We start from the raw sequence: 26,711 nt of genomic DNA, 5'->3' as shown, positions 1-26,711 counted from the left end.
CCATCATTCAGCGTCAAAAACTTCGACTTTTTCCATTTTGTCGCCATTTTTCATAGCTTTGGCTGTTTCAAGTCCAGATGTCACTTTACCGAATACTGTGTGAACACCGTTAAGATGCGGTTGTGGTTCGTGCACGATAAAGAATTGGCTTGAGCCTGTATCTTTTCCGGCATGTGCCATAGATAGGCTTCCTGCCTCATGTTTGTGAGGGTTTCCTTCTGTTTCACATTTGATTTGCTTACCGCTTCCGCCTGCGCCTGTTCCTGTTGGATCTCCGCCTTGGCTTACGAAACCAGGGATGACACGGTGAAAGACCACGCCATTATAAAATCCTGTGTTTGCCAAGTTTTCGAAGTTAGCCACTGTGTTCGGTGCTTCGTTCGGGAAAAGGTCGAATTCGATTTTTTCTCCATTTGCCATAAGTATGTATCCTTTTTTAGCCATGTAAAACATCTCCTTTAATATGAACTGAATCAAATCTAATAGTACCATTTTTAGAAGCAGAAAGAAAAGCAAGCGCTACTTATTTCGAATTGTATCATTATACATTCCTATACTTTTTCTTTTATAATGGGGTAGATTCATTATTATAGGGGGGAACGTACCATGATTCAGCAATTTGATGCTTTAGTCGTGAACAAGCAAGATGATCAATTCACCGTTAACATTCAGCAACTATCACTTGATGATCTACCTCAAGGCGAAGTGCTCATCCGTGTTCATTATTCCGGTGTGAACTATAAAGATAGCCTTGCAGCCATTCCGAATGGAAACATCGTCAGCAGCTATCCGATCGTTCCGGGCATTGATATGGCTGGTGTTGTCGTTTCATCTGAGGATTCCCGCTTTAAAGAAGGAGACGAAGTCATTGCGACCTCCTACGGGATTGGCGTTTCCCAATCAGGAGGCTATAGCCAGTTTGCCCGTGTTCCTGCAGAGTGGATCGTCCCGCTACCTGATGGCCTTACAATGAAAGAGGCGATGATCATCGGAACGGCCGGTTTCACTGCAGCACTATCGGTTCTGCGATTGGAAGAAAATAACCTCACCCCTGAGCAAGGGAGCGTTCTCGTCACTGGTGCAACTGGCGGGGTCGGCAGTTTCGCTGTCTCGATCCTTTCCAAACTTGGCTATTCCGTTGAGGCGAGTACAGGAAAAGAATCGGAACATGGATACTTGAAGAAAATCGGTGCGGCGACCATTGTATCGCGAGAAGATGTATATGATGGCAAGCTGCGGGCACTGGGCAAGCAGAAGTGGAGCGGGGCGGTAGATCCCGTCGGCGGTGAACCGCTAGCATCGGTCCTTAGCCAAATCAAGTATGGCGGGGCTGTGGCGGTCAGTGGATTGACAGCTGGTACAAGCCTTCCTGCCACCGTCTTTCCTTTCATCCTAAGAGGGGTTAATCTTCTTGGGATCGATTCGGTCAATTGCCCGATGGATACAAGATTGAAAGTTTGGCATCGCCTTGCCACCGACTTTAAACTCGAGCATTTAGAACAGCTCGTTCAACAGGAAATTACACTTGAAGAATTGCCTGACGTCCTTCCTACCCTATTAAAAGGGGAAGCAAGAGGCAGAACGATCGTTAAGCTATGAACCAAAAAGTGACGAGAGCATGGCTTCTCGTCACTTTTCATTGTGAACTTTCATTGATAGGGAGACTGATATCTACAATCGTCCCTTGTCCCACTTCGCTGCTGAAATGAATTTCCCCATTATGCTCATGGATGATTTTAGTGCTGACCATGAGCCCAAACCCTGTTCCTTTTTCAGATGTGCTATAAAAAGGCTGGCCTAGATGCTTCATGCGCTCATTTGAGATTCCGCAGCCTTGATCAATGAACCGGATCATTGCAGAGTCACCTTCATGGTTTAACTGTATATGAAGTTTGCCGCCATTCGGCATGGCTTCTATCGCATTATTGACGACATTCGTGAATACTTGTTTTAACTGATTCGGTTCGCCAAAGACAGATGCCGAATCCGCATTATATTCCTTGATGATTTTGACATCATTCAATATCGCTTGAAACTCGGCTAAAGTAATCACACTATCCAATATATCGTTAAGCTGAATGAATTCACAAACCTTCGCTTCAGGCTCTGCTAAACTTAAAAACTCATTGGCCAGGTTTTCGATTTTTTCTACTTCACTGACCATCATTTCAAGATAGTCCTTTTGCTCAGGGTCTTCCCTTAATAATTGTAAAAATCCTTTGACCGTAGTTAATGGATTTCTTATTTCATGTGCGATGCCCGCAGCCATCTGTCCTACCGCCGATAACATATTGGATTTACAGAGCAGCTCTTCGGTCTTTTTACGCTCCGTAATATCCCTGCAAAATACCTGTATGGCCGGTTGACCTTTATATATAATCGGAAGACCGAGTGTTTCTCCATAAAATACTTGTCCGTCAAGTCGAATGAACTTTTGTTCCAGTAATCCAACCGCCTGATGATCGTCCCTCATGATCTCGATTCTTTTTTGTACACTTTCCCGGGACTCCAGGTGAACGAACTGAAAAACCGATTTACCGATAATATCTTCCACACTATCCATCCCAAGCATTTTTGCCCCCATGGGATTCATATACTCTATTATCCCATTGCGATGTACAAAAATCGCTTCAGGTGACACCTCAACTAAACTGCGATACCTTTGCTCACTTTCCTTCAAGGCAGCTTCAGCAAGTTTTTGATTCGTGATGTCCCGATAAACGAAAACGAGTGCACACGGCTCATTTTCATCATTACGGATATTGAACAGGGAAATGCTTACATCGATTAACTGGCCATCCTTCCTTAACCTGACCGTTTCAAAGCCTTTCCTTTGTACCCCTGCCTTAATCTGGTCATGCAATTCATTGACTGACTCCTTCAAGAAATCAGGAATAATTGGAAACGGCATGCCTATGAGCTCATCATTCGTCCAACCGAAAAACTCTTCAAAAGCTGCATTCACTTGAAGGGTCTTTCCTTCCAGATCAACAATGGAAATGGCGTCCGGGTTGTTCTCCATGAAAGACTTAAATTTCTCGGTATTATCCTCCGGCTGTTCCCCCATTTGCCCTTGTCCATAATTAATAAGCCTTTTACTCATCAATTTTTTTATTCCTTTCTTATCCGGAAATTTACAGTCTCAATTTTACAGTATCAGTAAATCATTTGCCAGTTTTATCATATGATTTTTCCAACTTAAGGATTGATACACAAAGAGGCCAAACCCCCATAAGTTCAGCCTCTTTCTTAAAATGTATTATAAATATTTGGACATTCTGTACCTGTTGGTTCATAAAAGCAATGGAGCTTGAAACGTCCAACCAGCGGCTGATTATACCAGGTTGCCGGACAATCTCCTGGTGGCCTGAAGTACCATAGGCTAAATTTCGAGGGCCATATCCTTTCACCATTTACACTGCGGCGTGCAAGCCTTTTTTCCCTGTCCCTTGCCCGCTGATAAAAATACCCCTTCTGTACAGCTTCGAAGGCATGCTCCTGATAGATCATGTCTGGAATCGTCCTCAGCCCTTTGAAATCGGAACAATTCGACCTAATCCGATTGATCCCTACATTACCGATCATCAACATTCCCTGATCACCTTCGCCCTCGCCTTCCGCCCTAAGCAATCTTGCCAATAAGGCTATATCGGCATCAGTGTGCTTTACAACGGCCATTCCATCACCTCCACTTTTTTTATCCTATGCCTCGGAGATGGAAAAATACTCCGTTTATTAACAAAATCTTCATATGGAGTACACGTCCTATCAATAATACAACCCTATACTTAAGTAAGGCTGGATAGCACGCGTGGCTATCATGGTATTTGGCGAAGGCGGGGCCAATACTTTCTTTATACATATAAAAAAGGCGGCACATATTGTGCGTCTCGGACTGTAGACAAACTCGATGAAAGTCGAGTTTATCTACAGTTTTTAAGGTTTTGTACAATTTGCCTTCAGGCACTCGCTTAACTCAAAAAGGTTCGGAATGGTGTCATTCCGAAACCTTTTTGTCTGCAAACTGAGGCCGCACACATTGTGCCGTCTTTTTATCTTGTCATTCTTTCGCTTCAAATGCAGCTTCAAACGCCAATGATACCTTTTCGAACTCTTCATCCGATTCGATATCGAGCAGTTCACCTTCGCCTTCGACCCTGAAAAAGAAAATATCGATATCTTCATCTGTATCCTCTTCAATATCTTCAAGCAAACCTACTGCAACATATTCCGTTCCTTCTACATCCAATGAACCTAAAACCTCAACTTCATGGCCTTCATCACTGTCATCAGTAAGGGTGAAAATTTCACCTTCACGAATTTTTCCCATACTACCTCTCCTCTCATATCCATTAATAATGGAGTTGTTTCCATAGTATATCTACTATTCCATTTAGAAACAAATTTTTGCCTTGGAAAATGTTAAATTTCATTCTTACATGAAAAGAATCAATCAATAGATATTATGGAAGAAAAGTATTATCCCATAAGCCATTTTGTCATTTTTCATTATTTACCAACACTTTCCTTTTTTACCATCATTTAAAAAATTATCTAAAAACGGCTATAAAAATGTAATTTAATTCCGAATAATCTTATATATACTAATATTAGCAAATTAAATCTGGATTTAATGAGGAGGAAGATTTCTTGGCTGTGAAGAGGGTCGATCACATTGGCGTTGTTGTAAAAGATCTTGAAAAATCCATCGCCTTTTATCAAGATGTGCTGGATTTAAAATTAAAAGCACGCATGACTCATACTAATGGGGTAATCGAACTGGTATTCCTGGGTTACGAAGAGTCGGATGAAACAGAAATAGAATTGATTCAGGGATATAGCGACACACTGCCATCCGAAGCAACGATCCACCATTTTGCCATTACTGTGGATGATATCGAAGAAGAATATGCCCGGATCAAAAGCTTGGATAACACCGAGTTGATTGATGAAGAGATCGTCACCCTTCCAAATGGTTATCGCTATTTCTACGTATATGGACCGGAAAAAGAGTGGATTGAATTTTTCCAAAGGTAAAAAGCATACTAAAGCAGAGTCTTAGAGACTTCTGCTTTAGTATGCTTTTTCAATATTTTAGCAAAATTTACAGATAAAAAACCTTTCTTTACTTAACTGAAGTAATTTCTTAATATACTGCATTTATCCTAAAAGTAATAATATTTTTGGAGGTATGCATTTTGGGGAAAATGAGCAAAAAGGTAGCAGGAATTACGTTAGCGGGAGCGGTAGCCATTTCATCACTGGGTATATCAACAATGAAGGAAGATGTTCAGGCAAAAAACAAGAAAAAAGAACCAACAAACGTCATCATGATGGTGATGGATGGCACAAGCACAGGAGCCACAACCCTTTCAAGGTGGTATAAAGGCGATAATCTAGCCATGGATGAAATGCTTTCAGGCGGCATGCGTACATACTCTGCTGAATCGGCCATTACTGACTCAGCTCCTGCAGCAACAGCGCTTGCGACAGGAAATAAATCCAATGATAAATTTGTCGGTGTCCTGCCAGCCATCGTTAATTCTCCAGGGCTCGATCCGGTTAATCCGAAAAATGCCCATAAACCAGTCGCTAACGTTTTGGAGGGTGCGAAACAAGCCGGAAAGGCTACTGGCATCATTTCTACATCTGAAATCCAGCATGCTACACCCGCAGGCTTCTCCGCTCACGTGACACATCGAAGCAATTATGGTGATATTGCGGAACAGCAGGTTTATCAGGGGATTGACGTCGTTTTGGGAGGGGGCAAGGAATCCCTTTTACCAGGTAAAACAAAAAATGCAAGAATTGATGGAGAAAACCTTTTGGAAGTGCTTGATGAAGACAAATATGATTTTGTTGAAACCCGTGACGAGCTGTTAAACTCTAAATCGAATAAAATTTGGGGAAGCTTTGCACCAAGTGCCCTGGCATATGATTTAGATCGTAAAACAACAAAGCCAAGTGAGCCAACTTTAGCTGAAATGACCAATAAAGCCCTTAAAACCTTGAAAAAAGATAAAGATGGCTTCTTCTTATTTGTCGAAGGAAGCAAGATTGACTGGGCTGCTCACGGAAACGACACGATTGGAATGATTAGTGATACTTTAGCTTTTGATGATGCAGTGAACGAAGCCCTTAAGTTTGCAAAAAATGACGGAAACACGATGGTCATTGCTGTAACGGACCATGGGAACAGCGGAATTACAATGGGTAACGTAAACACGAACTCCTCCTACCCGGAAACACCCGTATCAGCCTATATCGATCCATTAAAGAAAGCGAAGATGACTGTTGAAGGAGCTTTAAGTAAGTTGAAACCAGATCATTCCAATCTAAAAGAAGTTGCAGCACTGTATGGACTTGGTGATCTGACATCTGAAGAATCAGCAAAACTTACCTCTTCTAAAAACGTAGGTGCTGAAATGACAAAGATGCTTGCTAACCGTGCCAACATTGGCTTTACAACAGGCGGTCATACAGGGGAAGATGTTTTCCTATATTCTTATGGCCCTTCAAAACCGACTGGATTAGTGGAGAATACAGATCTCCCTAAAAAAATGGCCGAATTCATGGGCTTTGATTTACAAAAATTATCGAACAAACTATACATGAATGCTAAAGATTCCTTTGAGAAAAAAGGATATTCTACCCGTATTGATGTGACAGACCCGAATAACCCAGTTTTCGTAGCGAAAAAGGGGCAGCAAAAAGTGGAGTTGCCTGCAAATAAGAATATCGTTATCAGCAAGACTCCTAAATCCACTAAACAAAAGGAAATAAATGCTATCACCGTTTACAACGGAAAAGACTTCTATATATCTGAACAAGCATTAAAGGCAGTCAAGTAAGCAACACTTCTTTATAATGATGTAGGAGCCCTTGTTTAACAAGGGCTCCTTTTCTTATGAATGAACTCTGCAGTACTTGATCTCTTCTAATGAAAGACTTTAATCCTTAAATCACCTTTCTTCTCCCCGCTTCACCAGCTTGACTTTTTGACACCCGGCAGTTGCCCTTTATGAGCAAGTTCTCTAAAAACGATACGTGACATGTTGAATTTGCGCATATATCCACGGGGCCTTCCCGTTACTCCACAACGATTGTGAACCCTTGTCGGCGAAGAGTCACGAGGGAGTTTGGCCAATGCGGCATAATCCCCTTTCTCCTTCAATTCCTTTCTAAGTTTTGCATACTTTTCGACCATTGCCAGCTGTTTTTCCGCTTTTATCACCTTGGATTTTTTCGCCATTTTAATTCTCCTTTTTAAAAATCTTGATTTTATAAAATCTATAAACTATTCACAATTCGTTCTGCTGCCTGTCTTGCTCCCGATATATTCCTCGAAATCGGTCCCATTTCAAGTTCAGCCAATGCGCCCGTGACATATAAACCAGGTCCCCACTGCAACGACTGCGATACAATCGGATAACCACATTCCGCACAGCGTAAATCATGCGACCGGATGACTGGAGTCAGCCAATCCTTCCCTGGCATTGATGACTTAAAGCCGGTCGCTAAAAGGATCGTCCCTGTTTGTTGAATGAGCTTTTCGTTTTTATCCCTGAGGCTAATATGCCCGTCCCTCCACAAAGCGCTTATCACTTCTTCATCCATGACACGCAATAATCCCTGTTTAACCTGATTCATCAGCGCTCTATGTAAGTCAGGTGGTATGGAACCCTTATTACGGGCCTGGATAATGGTCTCGCGTCTTTTTTGATAGCTTGTTATAGCACGGAAAGGACGCTGTTTTTTCGGCCCCAACCAACCAGGATCACTGTCGAAATCATGAATTCTAAAAGGATGCCGCTTTAGTAGAGTTACGTCTTGGGGATAGATATTACTCAGCTTCAAAGCAAGATGGATAGAAGATATGCCTCCCCCAATGATCGTGATTGGTCCTTTTAATTGTGTCAGCTCCGGAATATTTTCATCGAATATGTGATAAACGGAACCCTCATGCTTTTGTTTTAATTGCTGTGCCCAATCAGGCCAATAAGGCTGTTCACCAATACCAATTGAAATCACAAGTTTTTGTCCTAAAAGCCGTCGCTTGTTTTGCAATTGGATTTCCCAGCCCTGTCCCGTTTTGCAAGCAGAGGTGACTTCCCCTTGCACCCATGCCTGCTTAATGGATAAATCATCAGCCAAGTGAACACAATGTTCATTGAAGGATTGTAGGGATGGCCGCTTATATTGGCCGTAAAAGTTATTGTTCCAGTCTGCTTTTTCCACATATTTCTGCAGGCTGAATGGATTTACATCCAGATGATGTACGGATGGTGAACGTAAATATGGCATTGAAATGACTTCCGTACAATGCTTCCATCTTGCCAATGGTTCTTCATTTCTATCCACAATCGCCAGCTGGTCCACTGTCGTTTTTCCTGACTTAAGTAAAAATGCCGCCATTGTCATCCCTTGAATGCCTCCGCCAATAATGATCCATTCCAACATGAACTTCACTCCTTTTATATCCATCCTCTTCAATAAAACATAATCATTACGATTTAAACCTCAAAATTACTTCGTTTCACGGTGAAGCGTGTGTTTCTTTAATCGCGGGCAGTACTTCTTCAATTCGATCCTGTCCGGGTTATTCCGCTTGTTTTTCGTTGTGATATAATTGCGATCCCCTGATTCTGTGCATGCTAACGTAATGTTTACTCTCATTTTTATTTCCTCCTAAAGTTTTTTAATGAACGCTTTCCGTAAATGCAGGCAATCGATCTTCATACAAAGACCAATCCTGCTGCAACTCTTTTTCCGTCAATAAGCATTGATCTAATTCAGTTTCGATTTCCTGTTGATTCATTTGAATGCCGATCATCACCAGCTCCGTCATCCTGTCACCGTATACTTCATTCCACCGTTCCAATAATTCAGGTGCTTCCTTTAAAATTTGGCGCTGTTCATCCTCAGGGTATGCTGCGATCCATTTACCGGCGGCTTGTAAAGTTAATGACGGTCCTGCCTGCGATAGCAAACCTGCCGTATCATTTCTCGATGCCAGCCAAAGGAAGCCCTTTGCCCTTACCACTTGTACGGGCCAGTTTTCTAACCACTCCATCAGCCTCTCGGGATGAAACGGTATTTGCCTTCTGTAAACGAAGGATGAAATCCCGTACTCCAGGGTCTCCGGGATATGCTCTTCATTCAATTCCTTTATCCAGCCAGCCCCTTGGCTTGCCACTTCAAAATCAAATAAATGTGTATTCAATACATCCTTTAGCGGCACCTTGGAATGATTCGTTTCGATGATCCTCGCATTCGCATTCATTTTATGAAGAACCGCTTTTAATTCCTCAACGGCGTCAGCGTCCATTAGATCGATTTTATTTAACAGGATGACATTGGCGAACTCTATCTGATCTATTAATAGATCGACCACTTCCCTGCCATCGGCAGCATCAGTTGCCTGCATCCTGTCAATAAGTGTTTCTCCGGAAGTGAAGTCTTGCCAAAAGTTATACCCATCAACAACGGTGACCATCGTATCAAGCCGGCAATATTCAGATAAATCAATTCCCATGCTTTCATCAACATAGGTAAAGGTCTGGGCTACAGGTACCGGTTCGCTTATCCCAGTCGATTCAATCACGATGTAATCAATGTCCCCTTGTTTCGCCAATTTCTCCACTTCAATCATCAAATCCTCACGAAGCGTACAGCAAATGCAGCCATTCTGCATTTCCACCAGTTTTTCATCCGTCCGGGTAAACCCTCCCTGTTTGACCAGCGAAGCATCAATATTGATTTCACTCATATCATTAACGATGACGGCAACCTTTAGGTCATTCCGATTTTCAAGAATATGATTCAAAAGCGTCGTCTTTCCCGCACCAAGGTATCCACTCAATACCGTAACCGGAATTTTCTTCATCTCCATCCCTTACCACTCCTTTACCTGATTTCTTTGCTGCGCTTAAATCAAAATCATTACGATTTAAATACCGAAGCCATCACCCATGCAAAAACACTCTTTAATAATAAAACGTAATCATTACTATTTGCAAGTTTTTTTCAAAATTGCCTCCGAATACTTTTCCTGAACAAATGTAATCACGATTGCTCCGACACTGCAGCATGTGCACTCACGGATAAATGAAAGGTGCTGACATTCTTAATGAAACTTAAAACAAAAATTAAATGGAAGCCCAATCACACATAACTTCACGTGTAACGAACCTCCATTGCAGTTTTATCATTTATTGTACCTCTACTTCCATATTGACAAGCAGCTGATCATCAACAACGTTTCATTATCCAATACATTTTTCATTTTCTTTGTTGCAAATCGAGAAAAAAATTATTGGTTACTTTGCTTATTCCGCCATTTCCCACCCTGAAGATGTTACTCTCTTTTGTTCAAAAGTTTCAATCTCTCTCTGTTTCGCCAGTTTAGAAGCTTGTGATACGGACCACGTTAAATTCCCAAAGGCAATCACTGTCCCGATCGAGATAACTAACACCTTTTTACAAAGTATTTTCTTCAATAGCTTCCTCCTGAGAATGTATTGGAATACTCTAAATATAAACCAGCATTGTTAACCTAACATGTAGCTGCTGTAAATGTACGAAATTATTTTTGTACATATGTAAACACAAAAAAGCTGAGTGCATATGCAGTCAGCTTTTCATAGGTGTTTCTTATTTATAAAACACTTTGTCGACGTTGTATTTAGCATGAAGTTTATTGATCATGTACGTTTCATAAATTTCACGTTCCATAGCATCTTCGACTAAAAGAATGTCAATTTTCTTGACTTCATTACGATGCTCTTTAATCGGAGATACATTATCCTCGAAATGCTTCTTGACCCTTGGTCTTAATTTACGAGCTTTACCGACAAAAATCAGCTCATCGTTTTCATTGTAAAACAAGATGATGCCGCCTTTATCACGGGGAATCAAATGAAAATCGATAAACCCGTAAATTTCAGGAATGACAGCTTCGTCTCCTTCTATAACTTGCTTTCTTTGTTTGATGCTTATATCCGCTGCAGGGATTTCAATTTTAATCATTACAATTCACGTCCTCTATTTGTATAAGGTGAAACTTTCAATCGGAATCAAAACTCCGGTTTCACGCCAAGCTCATCACTTTAATCTTAAAGGTAAATGGTATCATAATTATGAATGAAAAGCCATGTATGCCTTGATTGGTTTTAGATGATTCTGGATTAAATATAAAGAAGAAGACTCACTGAGAGCCTCCTTCTTTGTCGGAAATATCCGTTACCACCTGTGAGCCTTTGCATTGCTTCTTAGTATAATGTTTGTTTGTGATTCTACCGTATGGCCATTTACTTGAGAATTTGAACGCTTAGGTCTTGTCCAATTATGGTGAAACTTTTGAGAATGTGGATCTAATTGATCTTTATAGCTCATTCTGTGTCACCTCATCATTAGGATTTGGATATTCCGTTCAGTGATAGTAATTCCCATCACTTGTTCTAGTATTTTATTTTTCCAAGGCATTTATACATATTCTTTAAAAAGCGAATTCAGCTGACTTGCCTTTTGCAAGGACTTCCCCTTCTTCATCCACCGCATCACTTGTCATGAGGGATATGCCCTTAATGTTTCCATCATTTAAAATGAAACCAATGTTTCCGCTTTTTGAACCGTTTCCTTCTATTTCACCAGTAAGTTCTTCTAAGTAGATCTCATCTTCCCATGTCAGATGTTCTCCTCTGTCCGTCTCAAGGAAAGCAACGGGGGAAAACTTAATTTTCTTATCCGTATTGTTTTTGATTTCCACGTTCACTTTTACGATATCGAAATCTTCATCATGCGTATAGCCGTGAAAGAAATCGATCATGCTGTAATCCGGAGTGGCATGCATCACTTTCATTTCTTTGACTTTAACCTCGATCGGGCCAACATTCAACGTTTCATTCACTTTTTTATATGCCTTCAAAGTTAATTCGCCTTTGGCATCGGAAACGTTCTGACCGATCCGGTTCAATTTTATATCATCAGGAAGCTGTGGATTCGGAACATAGACATCCTTTTTTTCCAGTGGTCGTGCAATTTCCTCTGTTTTTTCTTTAGCTGTCGTTGCTTCTTCGTAAGCTGGTTGGGTATTTAGAGCACCAAATGCCGTTAATAACAGGGCACCAATCATCAGTCTGTTCATTGAATCCCTCCCTGAAGTCATTATTTCTTTAATAGCTCAAAAATGATTTTGGCTTGATCCGTGTTATCGACTTGCCCGGCAAAACGTTCTTTATATGGCCCGTATGCGTAGACTGGAACATCTTCACCCGTATGTCCCCCAGTAGTCCAGGCAGTATTGGTCCGGTTATCGAATATAGCTTCGATGGCATTATCGACATTCGTCACATTTTTTGATTTGGCAGCTTCTGTTACCGTTTTGATTTCATCGTCAGTTAGCTTCACTTCATTTTGGTTAATATATTGCTTTAAAGTCTTTTCAACATCGGCCCCTTTGACGATGGCATCCGCCATGAAGTCAGGGGTGCGTTTGGCTGCCTTGATCGGTTCACCATACCAGTTATATATTCCTTTGGCTCCGATCGAAAATCCTCCTGTAGAGTGATCCGCAGTAGCCACCACTAAGGTATGTTTGTCTTTCTTCGCAAATTCCATGGCCGCTTTGTATGCTTTTTCAAAGTCTTCCATTTCACTCATTGCACCTACGATATCATTATCATGTCCGGCCCAATCGACCTGGCTTCCCTCGACCATAAGGAAGAATCCATCTTTATCTTTATTCAAGCGCTGGATCGCCGAACTTGTCATGTCTGACAAAGAAGGCGTTTCACTTGGGCGGTCAATCATTTTCGGGAGTCCTTCAGAAGCGAATAAACCAAGGACCTGTTCATTTTTGTCCTTAAGCATTTGATTTTTATCAGTCACATAACTGTAACCGTCTTTTTCGAAGGCTTTCGCCAAATTGACATCAGGCCGGACAAAATTGGACTTCCCACCGCCCAATAGGACGTCAATTTTATGTTTGCCCTTGATTAAGTCATTATAATAATCGTCTGCGATTGAATTCATGTTTTTCCGATTTTCATCATGGGCGCCAAAAGATGCAGGTGTAGCATGAGTGATTTCTGAAGTGGCAACCAATCCCGTCGCTTTTCCTTTTTCCTTTGCTGCTTCCAATACGGTTTTAACTTCGGATTTATCATTATCCACTGCAATGGCAGCGTTATAAGTCTTCACTCCGGCAGACATTGCCGTTGCGGCTGAAGCTGAATCCGTGATATTTTGTGCAGAGTCTTCTGGGTAAGTCATCTGCTGGCCAACCAAATATTTATCAAACTCTGTCCGTTCTGCCACCTTCGTACCAGGGTTATCTTTTAAATACCGGTAAGCGGAGGTATAGGAAACACCCATGCCGTCACCGATCAGGAAAATCACGTTCTTGATTTCTGGTTCTTTATTTGGGTTACCCTTTGCCGAAACACGATCCGCAGCGGACCATGATAAACTTCCAAATGCTAATGCAGAAACGAGCGTGATTGGTAAAACCTTTTTACTCCATGTGCGATTCAAATGAATGACCTCCCGTTAATGTTATCTATTTAATTTAACTATAGGTGAAGAAAATGAACTCAATGTCAAGGCTATGTAAAAAAGCAACAGGATAATTGTTAAGACATGGTAAAGGCAGCAATGTCACGAAATTGTATGCACTTTTATGAAGTTGTTGGTTATTCAGGAGTGGGGGCATTTTACAGGCTTTAGAGGAATGAAAAAGATTTGGTTAACACCAACGTGGGTAAGTGATCTTGAACAGGGTTCTTTACAATCAATGTCTTCAAATCGGGGTCATTTGTTAGGATTTTAAAAGTGCTAAAGGGGAAAAGAAAATAAAGCATCCAATCAGGATGCTTCAGAGTCAGACTGTAGACAAATCCGATACCTACAGTTTTTTTCTTTAATAACGTTCCAGTCGTTTTCAGAAATCCGCTCCCTTTTCGCGACTGACTGAAACGCTCCATTCAAAGAGCGCTTTTTTCACTATTATTTCTCTACAACTAAACATTCCAAAGCACGGGCTGCATTCACTCTCGCCACCTCGATTGAATCGGCAGATGACAGGGCGACTGCCACCCTTCTACCTGCCTTTGTAACAGGTTTTCCGAAAAGACGCACTTGTGTATTAGGTAAAGCCAAAGCCTTTTCAACACCGACTATAGAATATTCCGATAACTCTTCTTGAGCTTTTAATGGACGGCTGGCACCTGGGCTGATCAGCTTGATTTCCGGGATGGGGAATCCTAGAATCGCCCGAATATGAAGGGCAAACTCGGACAAATTCTGAGTCACTAATGTCACTAGCCCCGTATCATGCGGACGTGGGGAAACTTCACTGAAATAGACTTTATCCCCTGAGAGGAAAAGCTCAACCCCGAATAATCCGTACCCACCAAGTTCATCCGTAATGGCATGGGCAATTTTTTTCGCTTCCATTATTTGCGCTTCAGTCATATTATGCGGCTGCCAGGATTCAATATAATCCCCGCCCTGCTGAATATGGCCGATTGGAGCACAAAACATGGTACCATTTACAGCCCGGACAGTAAGCAGCGTGATTTCCGAATCAAAACGGATAAATTCTTCAATGATCACCCGTCCATTTTGAACCCGGCCGCCTTCCATCGCGATTTTCCAGCAATCCTCCAGGTCACCTTCCGTGCGGCACACACTTTGTCCTTTACCTGAAGAACTCATCAGCGGTTTGACGACATTGGGAAAGCCAACTTCCTTGGCAGCTTGGACAAATTCTTCATATGTATCGGCGAATTTGTAGGCTGCGGTCGGAATCTCCAGAGTTTCAGAAGCCAATCTCCTGATTCCTTCACGATCCATAGTCAATTTAGCCGCTCTTGCCGTCGGAATGACATGAAAGCCTTCCTCTTCCAACTTGACTAATTCGGATGTAGCGATGGCCTCGATTTCCGGCACAATCAAATCGGGTTGTTCTTTTTCTACAACTCCCCTTAGTTGTTCCGCATCCAGCATATCGATCACATAACTGCGATGAGCGACTTGCATGGCAGGGGCATGTTCATAGCGGTCTACAGCAACGGTCTCGACACCAAGCCGCTGTGCTTCAAGTATGACCTCTTTCCCCAATTCACCTGAGCCCAATAATAAAATCTTTTTTGATTTATACATTCAGTCTCTCCTCCTTAATTCGTCAAAATCATTATATACGAACTATAAACGAATAAACATAAATATTTATTCGTATTTTCAATCAATTCACTCAGAAAATATAGAGTAAACATATCTATTTCAAGTATTCCGAATACCAACTTGACAAATTGGATTAATATGTTTTATGCTACTTTTATATAAGGAAAATATATAAGCTGACTAGTTCACTGGAGGCTCTCTATTCAACAAGGATAGGGGGTTTTTTCGTTTTTATCAATGAGGGAGGATTACACTATGCAAAAGGAATCGCTACGGATTATTTCCCCTATCATGAATGAGAAGCAAAATGGGGGCTTAGAAAATATGGAGTACCTTAATCTGCCGGACAGAATATTTTTCCATTGGTGCCAGCAGCAATATCGACTGAATAGAGGGATTTACAACACGATCGATCATTGGTTCTATGAATATGGCATTGTCCATATCCTTTACCGCCGGATCAACCTTTTAGCCTTTTTGGAATTCGCTTCTACCCCTGAACAAGATGCCGGAAAAACAAAGTTCATTAAATTCGGCAATGGTGGCCTAAAGCAAAAGTTGCAGGAATTCATTGCAGATTAACCTGAATCTTATAAGGCCCTTATCAGTAAAATGCCCATTCACCTCCTACTGGTAAGGGACACTTATGCGAATGTCGAAATTTGCAATACGATTATTTTTGTAAATGTAAGCGCTTTCTATTATAATGAAATTAGGTTGGATGGCATGCGTGGCCGTCAAAGTATCTGGCGTAGGTGGGGCCAATACTAGCGCTAAGGAAGTTAATCTTCTTTACCGCAAAACTATTAGAATCCTTTTGGTAGGGGCTGCAATATTACTGGGACATGGAGAATGTCCGTTAATTTTAGGCTAAAAAGCGAGTTAATCATGCAATCTATAAGTAAAGCATAACTTTACTTATTTTTTGCAGCAGCCCTCATCGTTTCAAGTCTAATAGTTTATAAGACTAAAAAGCTCTACCCCATGGAAACGGAGTTGAGCTTTTTCATCTGGTCAAATTTCACATATATAACCCTGCTAAGAAAATTCCAAGCGACTTCTGATAAATTTCATCAAACTGTGATATTGGAAGAGGATTCGTTCCTTTGCCCAGCTCCACGGTAAACCCCGGCCTGCGCCAATCCTGAATGTACCAATCCTTATACCCTGCGTAACTACCGGCGGATTTGACAGGCTCATATCCACTGACCCTCGCAAACTCATTGACTATCGTTTCTGACTCGGGTGGTTCCAAACCTTCAAACCCCCAATAAATGACCTCTCCTTGGGTGTGGAAAGCAAGGACTTTGCCAAAATCACGTTTTTTTGTCAACTCTGACATAGCAATAGCCTCTGGCTGTGTAAGCGGCCCTTCCCCTGGATAATTTGCCGGACCTGGCTCCGTTACATTATTGCGAGCTTGCTCCAGTTCCCATTTGGCGGGAAATTGATCATTCAGATCCACCCCGTTAATATTGGCTTTCCAGCCAGAGAAGTCTTCGCTGCCATTATTCCATTCCACGAGCCGTCCTCTCAATGACTCATCAGCAGGCGGGCCTTTCAGAACCAACTCCACTCCGTCCGGATTCACCATTGGGACGATCGACAGCATCGTCTGTTGATAAAAGGGAAACAGAGATAGACCGCGGATGTCAGCCTGATTCGTGATTGCGAGTAAATAATCATTTAAAAAGGTCATGATCACAGGCGTCGTTATCCACTCATTCGCATGAAAGGAACCATTATAGTGAACTCGTTTGTTACCATTCCCAATCAGCACTTCGGGGATATCCCTTTCAAGCACCGAGTCCCCGATGGGGGAGGTTTTAATAAATGGATAGATAGTTTTCAAACGTCTTACATCGGTCATCATCGTCTCATAATCATATTCCCGATTTCCTTGAATTAGCCTCCACGTAATCCTTAATGGCACAGAAATTGTCTGACCGACTTGCAGGGCATTCGGGTTGAGATTGGGGTTAGTCAAAAATAGGGCATCCAATGAAAGATTACGTGATCTGGCAATTGCCCATAACGAATCGCCTTGCTTAATACTATAGCCGGTCGTCGTAAAGCCAGGAATTTTGATTTGTTGGCCAATCATAAGCCCAAGTGGATCAATCCCACTATTGGAATCAATGATAAGTTGGTAATTCACCTTGAATAATTGGCTATAATACCACAAGGAATCATTCTGCCGCACAAAAACGTCCATACTGCACCTCCTCTTAATCAAATGTATGCTGACTCGATTTAATTATTGCCAACGCGCCCTGACCTTTCTGGACTTCATGATTATATAAAAGTCACTCCTCAAAACGAACCAAATTGGGGGCATCATCCAGAATGCTTAGGTATTGCTCAGTGCTTCCATACGTACCTTCTGGGTCTAATTCCCGATATCTTTTGAATTTCACCATACGATCTTCTTCTTTGACCCAGCCCAGATGCTTCAAGCGAATGTCGGATAACTTGTGAGGCAATTAAATTGGACTGCCTACTTTATCCCGATTCTTTTTACTAGTCATTAATTCCACCCTTTACCGATAATCTAAGTAACTGGCCCCCAACTAATCTGACAGCATGACTTCCTTACAAACCATTTATAACTATATATTCATACCGAACTTGTCGGGTGTCATTTATATAATGGCGCCCTGCATAAAACAAAACAGGCATCCATTCATGAATGGATGCCTGTTTGCATTTACTAGATTGGTAGTCCCATATTTTACGCTTCTTGCGGTACAGGTAAACCTAAACCTTCGGCTATGCGCGTTCCGTATTCCGGATCGGCTTTGTAAAAATGGCCGATTTGACGAAGCTTGATTTCTTCCAATTCCACAGGTTTCATTGCGCCCACGATCGTGTCAACAAGGCGAGTTTTCTCTTCGGCACTTAATAGACGGTATAAGTCACCTGCTTGGGTGTAGTGATCATCACTATTATGACCGACTTGTGCAGCTTGCCCAGTCACCTCGAAAGGAGTGACTTTATTTTCCGTTGATTCGGCAGGGCCTCCAAAACTATTCGGCTCATAATAAACAGATCCCTTGCCATTGTCATCTGCACGCATGAAGCCATCACGCTGATAGTTATTCGCTTCCACTTTCGGACGGTTAACCGGAAGCTGGTTATGATTCGAGCCCACACGGTAACGGTGTGCATCTCCATATGCGAATAGGCGTCCTTGAAGCATCTTGTCTGGGGAAGCTTCAATTCCCGGTACGAATGTTCCCGGTGAGAACGTGGCTTGCTCCACTTCAGCAAAGTAGTTTTCAGGATTTCTGTTCAATACCATACGACCAAGCTCGATCAGCGGATAATCTTTTTGAGACCATACCTTCGTCACATCGAATGGATCGAAACGGTATGTATCCGCATCTTCCAGAGGCATGATCTGAACATACAATTTCCATGCAGGGAAGTCCCCTTTTTCAATGGCATTGAAAAGATCTTCCGTATGGTAATCAGGGTTTTCACCTGCTAGTTTTGCAGCTAGATCGACATCAAGGTTTTTGATGCCCTGTTCTGTTTTGAAGTGGTATTTCACCCAAACGCCTTTTCCTTCAGCATTCACCCATTTAAATGTGTGGCTTCCGAAACCATGTGTATGACGGAGTGTAGCAGGAATGCCCCGGTCGGACATCAGAATCGTCACTTGGTGCAGAGATTCCGGTGAATGTGACCAGAAATCCCAAACTGCCGTAGGGTTTTTCAAATGTGTTCTAGGATCTCTTTTTTGTGTATGGATGAAGTCGGGGAATTTAATCGCATCGCGAATAAAGAATACAGGCGTATTATTACCGACGATATCGTAGTTTCCTTCTTCCGTGTAGAATTTAACAGCAAATCCACGCGGGTCACGGACTGTATCAGCAGAACCCAATTCACCTGCAACTGTGGAGAAACGGATAAAAAGATCTGTCTTCTTGCCCACACCATTGAAAAGTTTAGCTTTCGTGTACTGAGAAAGGTCGTTCGTTACTTCGAAAGTTCCGAATGCACCGGCACCCTTCGCATGAACTACACGTTCAGGCACACGTTCACGGTTGAAGTGGGCTAGCTTTTCCAATAAGTGTACATCTTGAATGAGCACCGGGCCGCGCTCGCCGGCAGTGATCGAATTTTGATTATCTCCAACTGGCGCTCCCCAGCTTGTAGTAAGGTTTTTCTTATTTGTCATAATTGAACCACCTTTTCATTATTATTTATGTATATAATGATAAAGCTTCTCAGAAAAAAATCAATACTTATTTATAATAATTTTAATATAATAATAAATTCATTATTTATTTATTAACATTATAACTTTAACCGCACCCAACATATGGAAAATAATAATGGTATAAACCGTTTAAGGAACAGCATATTGCCATAATCACATTCCTAATAATGGTATACGACCCTTATAACCAATATTCCTTCACGACAAGTGATTTTATCATTTCTCCTACCAATGGGTTAGTAATCGAGAATGATGCCGAATATTATAGATACTTTGCGCTACTTCACCCATCTCCTTCTATTTATCTTATAACAAACCGAAGTGTTCTCCTGTGACTTTGTTCACTTCATCTGCCTTTATTTACATGGTGAATAGAAGGATGCATAGAAACGATTTTTCATCGCTTTTGTGAACCCTATCTTCAGCAGAACACTTCATGAATTGACTGAAACAAGAGGCCTTCACCCTTAATTTGCTAGAGCAATTGTAAACATACTGGTTTGTGTTCGTATAGAAAATAAGATACTATTACGTTAAAATGACCGTCCAATAAGAGTAAGGGTGATATATATGAATGAGCGCAAACAATTGGTAGTTAAATATGCACACCAATTATTTATTGAAAAGGGATATCAAGCAACTTCCATTCAGGATATTTTAGATTATAGCGGCATTTCAAAAGGAACATTTTATAACTATTTTTCTTCTAAAAGCGAATTGCTTAAGGCAGTCTTTCTAACTTCGCAAGAAAAATTCGAAAAAGAGCGGAATGAATTGCTGATTGGGCAAAACCTTGCAGATATTGAGATATTCATCAAACAATCGGAATTACAAATGCACTCCAACAAAAACAATAAAATCTTTTTCTTATATGAAGAAGTAATGATTTCAAATGATACCGAACTTAAGAACTTCATCACACATGCAAAATTCCAGCATATCCATTGGCTATCAAAACGGTTTCTGGACATTTTCGGTGCTGATAAAAAACCCTATATTTTGGACTGCGCCATTCTTTACTCGGGAATGATGCATCAAACGATTCATTTTAATGCTTTGGCTAAAGAGCCCGATTTCAACCCTACTGAAATTATCCGTTATTGCGTCGATAGGATTAAATCGATTTTCGAAGATGTCAGCCAGTCAAATGCACAGCTTTTGGAACCCGACCTCATCAAGCAATGGCTGCCAGAGTGCTTCCATTCACAGCAGGATTTTCATACTGCACTCCTGCACTCTGCAAACGACCTAAAAAAGATGATCCTAAGGTTATGCCAAGATGATGAAGCAGAACGGGTTAAAAACCTAAAATTGATTCACTTTATCCAAGAGGAATTATTACAAAACGTTGAACCGCGAACCTTTCTCATTGAAAGTGCCCTGCTTTCCTTAAACACCAATCCAAAATTGAAAAACACATTGGAATTAAGTGAATTCGAAAAGATCATTGCCAACAATTAAATAGAAAAAGAAGACAAATGGGGTTCGGAATGGTCTTATCCCAAACCATGATTTCACAACAAGACTAAGTTATACTAATTGGTTTTTTACTATTATATGAAACCCTCACTGGATTGAAGAAATTTGCGACACCCCTGCCGAATAACTGGCTAGACGAGACAGCAGGCGCTTGAGCGGAGGAGGCTTGGCAGTCAGCCGGCGGAAAGGGAGCGGATTTCTGAAACAGCTGGAACGTTTTTTTTAAAAAAAACTGCTCTAAGACCCTTAAATGGACCTTTTTCCAATCTTGGGGAATACATATCGTATTCCTCTTTTTTTGTGACAATTCTGCAAACATATAACTGAAATTCATGAAATTTTAGTATAATGACTTGTAGTTAAGGTGACTTCAGGAGGAGTTTTTCATGAACATAATAATGCGTTTTCTTATCAACGGGCTGGTATTGCTCGTTATTGACTGGCTTCTCGACTCCATCACGATTAAATCTTACGGAACAGCCTTGCTGGCGGTTTTTATATTATCAATCATGAACTTGCTGGTTAGGCCCATTCTCCAGCTTATCACATTGCCGATCACCATCCTGACGTTCGGGTTGTTTTCTTTTATTATCAATGCCTTCACATTCCAAATCACTTCCTATGCCGTCAGTGGCTTTGTAATAAATTCTTTTTGGGGAGCTTTAATCGGATCATTGTTATTGAGTTTCATTCAAAGTCTTCTTATAAAACAGAGTAAAAAAAACCGTCAGTAGCATACTGACGGTTTCAGACTGTAGACAAACTCGATGAAAAATCGAATTTGTCTACAGTTTTTTTTGAGTTTATACAATATGAACGTTGATTTCCACTACAGGCACTCGCTTTCCGCGGGCGTTCCGGGAGCCTCCTCGGCGCTTTTTGCACATGCGGGGTCTCCCCTGAACGCGCTTTTCCCGCAGGAGTCTCGAACACCCGCTCCAATCAACTTTGTTTTAAAATTTAGATAGAAATCATACCTTGGGCTAATTGGTTACTGAACATCATTTAGTTGGAGTTATTGAATTTCCTTTTATTTTTGACTTGGTAAAAGATATGTATTCCGAAGTCGATCGCCAAAGTTTAGAACCTGTATTTTTGTTAATACTTCCTTTCATTGCAAATAACGTACCCCTTTTTTCTACAAACTGAATCAGTAAGTTGGATACTGACGGTTTTTCGTATCATTTTCATTTCCAAAACACCCTTCGATATTTCCCGGGCTATTTCCCTAAATTCCGCTAAGCTTCACTAGCTGTATTCGCTCATTTTTGACAATGCAGAAGGAGAAAGCGCCTCAAATCCATAACTTTACATATACATGCCGATTTCTCTCGAAATGGGTATGAATCGATTTATGGAGGAATGACATGTTCACAAAACATGAACCAAGATTTTCCCTGCCCATTTTACTCGTGCTTGCTTTCTTTATTCCCACTTTTTTCATTACCCCATCATTAGCCGCGGCTGGAGATGGCAGCTTGTCATCTCCTTACTCCGTTTCCCAAGCCATTGCGAATCAAGACAGCACGGTTAAAACGGTCAGTGGCTATGTGACGGGACAGCCCACTTCAGCCAATACCGTCGTCACGAGCGGCTATCCGAATGATTATGCCATAGCATTGGCAGACAGTTCATCGGAAACAAACAATGCCAAAATGGTATATGTTCAGATCCCATCCTCCTTCCGCTCTGAATTTGGCTTAAAAACAAATCCTTCTTTAAAAGGAAAAAAAGTCACCGTAACTGGCACACTGAGTGCCTATTTCACCCATCCAGGCTTAAAAGATGTATCTGCCATGTTTTCAGGGAATGATTCACCAGAACCGGAGACACCAGAGGTTGGCTCATACTATGATTCAGCCAGCGGAAAATCAGGGTTGGCGCTAAAGAATGCCCTCCATCAAATCATCGATGACCATTCGGAAATATCATATTCAAATGTATGGGACGCTTTACGGAAAACCGATGAGGACCCGAATAACACCAATAATGTCATTCTTCTTTATACAGGGCGTTCCCAAGGAAAAACGATGAACGGATCCGGTGTTAATGATTGGAATCGCGAGCATGTATGGGCAAAATCACATGGTGATTTTGGTACCACTTTAGGTCCCGGCACCGATCTGCACCATCTTCGGCCGACTGATGTCTCTGTCAACAGTACAAGAAACAACCTGGACTTTGATAATGGAGGTTCTGAACATACCGAAGCGATAGGAAATTACTATGATTCTGATTCATGGGAACCTCGCGATAGTGTCAAAGGTGATGTCGCCCGGATGCTGTTTTATATGGCGGTTCGGTACGAGGGTGATGCAGGGGAAGTCGATTTAGAATTAAATAATCAAGTGAACAATGGTACCGCCCCATATCATGGTAAATTGGCTGTTTTACTGGAATGGAATGAACAGGATCCTGTAGATGCCTTCGAGCGTAACCGGAATGAGATCATTTATAATGAATATCAGCATAATCGCAACCCTTTCATTGATCATCCTGAATGGGCCCCCGCCATCTGGCAATGATAAAACGAACAAGCTGTTCCTTATTTTTGGGACAGCTTTTCCACTATTAAATATCTAAATTTTTAGAAAAATCACATAATTTTATTTTGGTTGAATAGCATTCCGATTAGTTTTGAAAGTTTGTTATACGATGATAACAGATAGGATCACTTTCATGGTAAGCGTTTTCATTTTTTTCTTTACATTCTTACTATTAAAATATATTATTTAGTTGTAATATTATGTGAAAAATCAATAAATAATATGTATTCTCCTCTACTAGTGATAAAATGCTAGATAGAGAAAATTAAACTCCAACATAGAAAAGGGGAAAATTATGCAAAACTCCAAAGAATCTCAACTACATAGAGGTTTGGAAGAAAGACATATCGCATTAATGTCTCTTGGCGCAGCCATTGGAGTCGGTTTATTTCTCGGCTCGGCATCTGCGATTAAATTAGCCGGTCCAGCCATCATCATTTCTTATGCCATCGGCGGGCTTATGATCTATCTTATCATGCGTGCACTAGGTGAAATGGCGATAAAAAATCCAGTCGCAGGCTCTTTCAGTCGCTACGCAAGCGAATTTGTCGGTCCTCTTGCCGGATATATAACCGGATGGAATTACTGGTTCGTTTGGATCGCCACCTGTATGGCTGAAATTACGGCAGTCGGAATCTATATGCAATTTTGGTTCCCTGATACTCCGCAATGGGCTTGGGCGTTAGCCGCACTTGCCATCATGACAACGATTAACTTTCTTGCTGTAAAAGCTTACGGTGAATTGGAGTTTTGGTTCGCCCTTATTAAAATCGTAACTATCATCCTTATGATCGTCCTTGGCTTCGGAATGATCATCTTTGGACTGGGGAACGGCGGAATCGCGGTCGGATTCGGCAACCTTGTTGAAAATGGAGGATTTTTCCCGAATGGGATTTCTGGTGTCATCCTCTCGTTCCAAATGGTCATGTTCGCCTATTTGGGAATTGAAATGCTCGGTGTAACCGCAGGTGAAGTTAAAAACCCTGAAAAATCTTTAAAAAGAGCCATCGATACCGTTTTTTATCGGATTTTACTTTTTTACGTTTTAGCTCTGACAGTCATTTTATCAATCACTCCATGGGATGAAATGAATGGAGAAAACAGCCCATTCGTTATGATGTTTGATAAAATCGGTATTCCAGGCGCAGCAGGGATCATTCAGTTTGTCGTACTGACAGCAGCCCTTTCATCTTGTAACAGCGGGATCTTCAGTACAGGAAGAATGTTATTCAACCTAGCACAGCAAGGTGAATCACCAAAAAGTTTCGAACGTACAACAAAGTCAGGCGTTCCTGGCGTTGCCATTATCGTTTCGGCTATCGTGCTTCTTTTCGGCGTTTACCTTAACTACATGGAAGCCGATAAAGTTTTCACTTACGTCACAAGTGTCGCCACATTCGGTGCACTCTGGACATGGGGAACCATACTTGTCACGCAGATCATGTCTAGACGAAAAATGAGTCAGGGAGAAAAACAAGGCTTGTCTTACAAGATGCCTCTTTTCCCATTCACTTCTTATTTCACTTTAGCCTTTTTAGTATTCGTAATGGTAGTACTCGGTTTTTCAGCAGATACGAGAATCGCTCTAATCGTTGGTCCGATTTGGATCTTACTGTTGGTAGCCCTGTATTATGTGACCGGCTTGCATAAACGGAAAAGATAAATGTCAGAGGGTGCCAATCTAATTGGCACCCTCTCTTTCGCCTTCACCTTTTACCCCTTCTTTTGATCACCCAATGGACCGCCGCACCAGCTCCGCCTAAAATAATGAGGATAGGCAAGTTTCCTATAATAAAAACAATGATTCCTGAACCCGCTTTAAGTAATAGATTCGCACTTGTTGCAAGTTGTTTCTTCGTTCTTTCCCATGTATTCAATTCCTTATTATCAATGCCTGGCACAACTATCCGGTCCTGTGATAACGTGATGGTAACCGTCGAATATGAGGTCTGGTTCTCAAGATACTTCATTTGCCCGGTCAGCTGCTCTATTTCTTCTTGCACAACGGCAAGATCGGATGATATTTTCAGCAAATCTTCCGTCTTCTCAGCATCCTTCATGAATGCAAGCAACCTTTCCTCTACTGCCCTCTTTGACTTCAATCTTGCTTTTAAATCTACATATTGTTCCGTTACATCCTGTCCTGTCACATTCCTTCCGACCACTTCTGAAGCCTCTCCCTCGCTATCGGCTAGAAAATCCTGAAAATGGGCTTCAGGGACCCGAACAGTGATCGTTCCTTCCACCAGTTCTTCATCTTTCCTGTATACATTGGACTCGACAACATATCCGCCATATTCAGCCACCTTATTCTCAATCTTAATTTGTGCCTTTTCGAGGTTCTTCACCTTCAACTCAAGCTGAGCTTGATGGATGACCTTTCTTTCATCCGTCACCCCTTCTTTTTCCGCGACTTCTTCCGGCTCCTTATTCCCAGAAAAGGAAGCGTCCATTTTACTGCTCGCCTTTTCATCCTGTGATTCCGATGTTGAATCATTTTTTTCATTACTGCTGCAAGCAGCAAGTAAAAGGAACAAACTGAACATAAACATCATTGTTTTACGGTTCATCGGTATTCCCCCTTTTCTTAATAGTACCGACGTAAAGTTTGGAAGAAAGTTACACTTCTTGATTAAAGGAGATGTTTTATTTTTAGATGAGAAGGTAATGGTATAAGAACATACAAATATGAAGAAAGAAGAGGATTGCATTATGAACTACGGAAAATTAGCTAAAAATGTATTGGTACCTGTGGTCGGAGGCTCACTTGTGGGGATATTCGCCACAAGGAATTCAAAAGAGATTTATGACAAACTCAAGAAACCTGCTTTTGCCCCTCCTTCCTGGACTTTCCCCGTTGCTTGGACCAGCCTTTATACAATCATGGGAATAGCGAAATATCGCATTGCTTCCAAAGAAAAAGAATCGAAGTCCGCTGAACTCCTCTATGATACTCAACTAGGGTTGAATTTCTTATGGTCTTTTTTATTCTTCAAATGGGGCTTGCGCGGAACAGCCTTTATTGAAATGGCTGCACTGCTGACCTTGATTACATTAACCGCATTCGAGTTTTATAAAATAGACCGTACATCCGGTTTAGCGATGGTTCCCTATATTGCATGGGTCACCTTTGCATTGGGATTGAACTTTTCCATTTTCAGAAGCAATTAATCACAAAAAAGGAAGCGCCCCTTGTATTAAGGAGCGCTCTCTTTTAGGTTTCACGAGTAAATGTTGAAAACTCACTTGTAAATGTGCAATTTTCACGAGTAAAT

At 41.5% G+C, this 26,711-nt stretch carries 27 protein-coding genes; 9 read left to right on the top strand and 18 right to left on the bottom strand.

Going from position 1 to position 26,711, the window contains the following annotated elements:
* Nucleotides 1-3: 3 nt before the first annotated feature.
* Nucleotides 4-444, bottom strand: a complete 441-nt coding sequence (locus V3595_RS17110) for a peptidylprolyl isomerase (RefSeq protein WP_063234129.1) — start codon at nucleotides 442-444, stop codon at nucleotides 4-6.
* A gap of 162 nt (nucleotides 445-606) precedes the next feature.
* On the opposite strand from V3595_RS17110, the gene V3595_RS17105 reads away from it, so the two are divergent.
* Nucleotides 607-1,599, top strand: a complete 993-nt coding sequence (locus tag V3595_RS17105) for an NADPH:quinone oxidoreductase family protein (RefSeq protein ID WP_485908490.1) — start codon at nucleotides 607-609, stop codon at nucleotides 1,597-1,599.
* A gap of 37 nt (nucleotides 1,600-1,636) precedes the next feature.
* On the opposite strand, the gene V3595_RS17100 is transcribed toward V3595_RS17105, so the two are convergent.
* The 3 genes from V3595_RS17100 to V3595_RS17090 form a co-directional block, all read right to left on the bottom strand.
* Complete coding sequence (locus tag V3595_RS17100) at nucleotides 1,637-3,103, bottom strand: PAS domain-containing sensor histidine kinase (protein WP_485908489.1); 1,467 nt, start codon at nucleotides 3,101-3,103, stop codon at nucleotides 1,637-1,639.
* 146 nt (nucleotides 3,104-3,249) lie between these two features.
* Entirely contained in the window at nucleotides 3,250-3,678 is a 429-nt protein-coding gene (locus V3595_RS17095; protein ID WP_137020264.1) for a cell wall hydrolase, read from the bottom strand.
* A 382-nt stretch (nucleotides 3,679-4,060) separates the two neighbouring features.
* Nucleotides 4,061-4,330 carry a DUF1292 domain-containing protein gene (locus V3595_RS17090; protein ID WP_137020263.1) on the bottom strand — a complete coding sequence of 90 codons (270 nt, stop codon included), beginning with the start codon at nucleotides 4,328-4,330 and terminating at the stop codon, nucleotides 4,061-4,063.
* Nucleotides 4,331-4,650: 320 nt separating this feature from the next.
* Between V3595_RS17090 and V3595_RS17085 the strand changes: the two genes are divergently transcribed.
* Together V3595_RS17085 and V3595_RS17080 are read left to right on the top strand one after the other, a co-directional pair.
* Nucleotides 4,651-5,037 (top strand): VOC family protein, encoded by a 387-nt coding sequence (locus V3595_RS17085; protein ID WP_485908488.1) that lies wholly within the window; start codon nucleotides 4,651-4,653, stop codon nucleotides 5,035-5,037.
* A gap of 170 nt (nucleotides 5,038-5,207) precedes the next feature.
* Nucleotides 5,208-6,851, top strand: coding sequence for an alkaline phosphatase (locus V3595_RS17080; RefSeq protein WP_485908534.1), 1,644 nt, complete (start codon nucleotides 5,208-5,210; stop codon nucleotides 6,849-6,851).
* Between the two features lie 131 nt (nucleotides 6,852-6,982).
* Here the strand turns inward: V3595_RS17080 and rpsN are convergent, their stop codons facing one another.
* The 10 genes from rpsN to purT form a co-directional block, all read right to left on the bottom strand.
* Entirely contained in the window at nucleotides 6,983-7,252 is a 270-nt protein-coding gene (gene rpsN / locus V3595_RS17075) for a 30S ribosomal protein S14 (protein ID WP_350300407.1), read from the bottom strand.
* A gap of 38 nt (nucleotides 7,253-7,290) precedes the next feature.
* Nucleotides 7,291-8,460 carry a SidA/IucD/PvdA family monooxygenase gene (locus V3595_RS17070; protein ID WP_485908487.1) on the bottom strand — a complete coding sequence of 390 codons (1,170 nt, stop codon included), beginning with the start codon at nucleotides 8,458-8,460 and terminating at the stop codon, nucleotides 7,291-7,293.
* A 66-nt stretch (nucleotides 8,461-8,526) separates the two neighbouring features.
* Complete coding sequence (gene rpmG / locus V3595_RS17065) at nucleotides 8,527-8,676, bottom strand: 50S ribosomal protein L33 (RefSeq protein WP_034310390.1); 150 nt, start codon at nucleotides 8,674-8,676, stop codon at nucleotides 8,527-8,529.
* A 22-nt stretch (nucleotides 8,677-8,698) separates the two neighbouring features.
* The gene (locus V3595_RS17060; protein WP_485908486.1) at nucleotides 8,699-9,892 is read right to left on the bottom strand and encodes a GTP-binding protein; all 1,194 of its coding nucleotides are present in this window, start codon (nucleotides 9,890-9,892) and stop codon (nucleotides 8,699-8,701) included.
* A 436-nt stretch (nucleotides 9,893-10,328) separates the two neighbouring features.
* On the bottom strand, nucleotides 10,329-10,499 hold the full coding sequence (locus V3595_RS17055) for a hypothetical protein (protein ID WP_485908485.1): 171 nt from the start codon (nucleotides 10,497-10,499) through the stop codon (nucleotides 10,329-10,331).
* A gap of 154 nt (nucleotides 10,500-10,653) precedes the next feature.
* Entirely contained in the window at nucleotides 10,654-11,034 is a 381-nt protein-coding gene (locus V3595_RS17050) for a nucleotide excision repair endonuclease (protein ID WP_170946990.1), read from the bottom strand.
* Between the two features lie 207 nt (nucleotides 11,035-11,241).
* Complete coding sequence (locus tag V3595_RS17045; RefSeq protein ID WP_283899230.1) at nucleotides 11,242-11,394, bottom strand: YpzG family protein; 153 nt, start codon at nucleotides 11,392-11,394, stop codon at nucleotides 11,242-11,244.
* A gap of 103 nt (nucleotides 11,395-11,497) precedes the next feature.
* Nucleotides 11,498-12,145: a DUF4352 domain-containing protein gene (locus V3595_RS17040; RefSeq protein WP_485908484.1), complete on the bottom strand. Its 648-nt coding sequence runs from the start codon at nucleotides 12,143-12,145 to the stop codon at nucleotides 11,498-11,500.
* Between the two features lie 20 nt (nucleotides 12,146-12,165).
* Nucleotides 12,166-13,533 carry an alkaline phosphatase gene (locus V3595_RS17035; RefSeq protein ID WP_485908483.1) on the bottom strand — a complete coding sequence of 456 codons (1,368 nt, stop codon included), beginning with the start codon at nucleotides 13,531-13,533 and terminating at the stop codon, nucleotides 12,166-12,168.
* A 471-nt stretch (nucleotides 13,534-14,004) separates the two neighbouring features.
* A complete protein-coding gene (gene purT / locus V3595_RS17030; RefSeq protein ID WP_402903896.1) occupies nucleotides 14,005-15,162 on the bottom strand; it encodes a phosphoribosylglycinamide formyltransferase 2 in 1,158 nt (385 codons plus the stop codon).
* Between the two features lie 276 nt (nucleotides 15,163-15,438).
* Between purT and V3595_RS17025 the strand changes: the two genes are divergently transcribed.
* The gene (locus tag V3595_RS17025; protein ID WP_241663268.1) at nucleotides 15,439-15,765 is read left to right on the top strand and encodes a hypothetical protein; all 327 of its coding nucleotides are present in this window, start codon (nucleotides 15,439-15,441) and stop codon (nucleotides 15,763-15,765) included.
* Nucleotides 15,766-16,204: 439 nt separating this feature from the next.
* Here V3595_RS17025 and V3595_RS17020 read toward each other — a convergent pair whose 3' ends face one another.
* The 3 genes from V3595_RS17020 to katA form a co-directional block, all read right to left on the bottom strand.
* Nucleotides 16,205-17,398, bottom strand: a complete 1,194-nt coding sequence (locus V3595_RS17020) for a M14 family metallopeptidase (RefSeq protein ID WP_485908482.1) — start codon at nucleotides 17,396-17,398, stop codon at nucleotides 16,205-16,207.
* A 91-nt stretch (nucleotides 17,399-17,489) separates the two neighbouring features.
* Complete coding sequence (locus V3595_RS17015; protein ID WP_485908481.1) at nucleotides 17,490-17,666, bottom strand: hypothetical protein; 177 nt, start codon at nucleotides 17,664-17,666, stop codon at nucleotides 17,490-17,492.
* A gap of 248 nt (nucleotides 17,667-17,914) precedes the next feature.
* Nucleotides 17,915-19,369 (bottom strand): catalase KatA, encoded by a 1,455-nt coding sequence (katA, locus tag V3595_RS17010; RefSeq protein ID WP_101223579.1) that lies wholly within the window; start codon nucleotides 19,367-19,369, stop codon nucleotides 17,915-17,917.
* 612 nt (nucleotides 19,370-19,981) lie between these two features.
* Between katA and V3595_RS17005 the strand changes: the two genes are divergently transcribed.
* The 4 genes from V3595_RS17005 to V3595_RS16990 all read left to right on the top strand — a co-directional run bounded on the left by V3595_RS17005 (nucleotide 19,982) and on the right by V3595_RS16990 (nucleotide 25,099).
* Nucleotides 19,982-20,872, top strand: a complete 891-nt coding sequence (locus tag V3595_RS17005) for a TetR/AcrR family transcriptional regulator (RefSeq protein WP_101223580.1) — start codon at nucleotides 19,982-19,984, stop codon at nucleotides 20,870-20,872.
* Nucleotides 20,873-21,276: 404 nt separating this feature from the next.
* On the top strand, nucleotides 21,277-21,624 hold the full coding sequence (locus V3595_RS17000) for a phage holin family protein (RefSeq protein WP_101223581.1): 348 nt from the start codon (nucleotides 21,277-21,279) through the stop codon (nucleotides 21,622-21,624).
* 633 nt (nucleotides 21,625-22,257) lie between these two features.
* A complete protein-coding gene (locus V3595_RS16995; protein ID WP_485908480.1) occupies nucleotides 22,258-23,415 on the top strand; it encodes an endonuclease in 1,158 nt (385 codons plus the stop codon).
* A 316-nt stretch (nucleotides 23,416-23,731) separates the two neighbouring features.
* Nucleotides 23,732-25,099 carry an amino acid permease gene (locus V3595_RS16990; protein WP_350300418.1) on the top strand — a complete coding sequence of 456 codons (1,368 nt, stop codon included), beginning with the start codon at nucleotides 23,732-23,734 and terminating at the stop codon, nucleotides 25,097-25,099.
* A 43-nt stretch (nucleotides 25,100-25,142) separates the two neighbouring features.
* Here the strand turns inward: V3595_RS16990 and V3595_RS16985 are convergent, their stop codons facing one another.
* Nucleotides 25,143-26,006, bottom strand: coding sequence for a DUF4349 domain-containing protein (locus V3595_RS16985; protein ID WP_485908479.1), 864 nt, complete (start codon nucleotides 26,004-26,006; stop codon nucleotides 25,143-25,145).
* Nucleotides 26,007-26,124: 118 nt separating this feature from the next.
* On the opposite strand from V3595_RS16985, the gene V3595_RS16980 reads away from it, so the two are divergent.
* Nucleotides 26,125-26,607 (top strand): TspO/MBR family protein, encoded by a 483-nt coding sequence (locus tag V3595_RS16980; RefSeq protein WP_485908478.1) that lies wholly within the window; start codon nucleotides 26,125-26,127, stop codon nucleotides 26,605-26,607.
* Nucleotides 26,608-26,711 lie beyond the last annotated feature (104 nt).

The organism is Bacillus sp. CFBP9009, from assembly GCF_036541465.1.
Classification (GTDB): domain Bacteria; phylum Bacillota; class Bacilli; order Bacillales; family DSM-1321; genus Peribacillus.
This window is presented reverse-complemented; position numbering and strand designations above follow the sequence as displayed.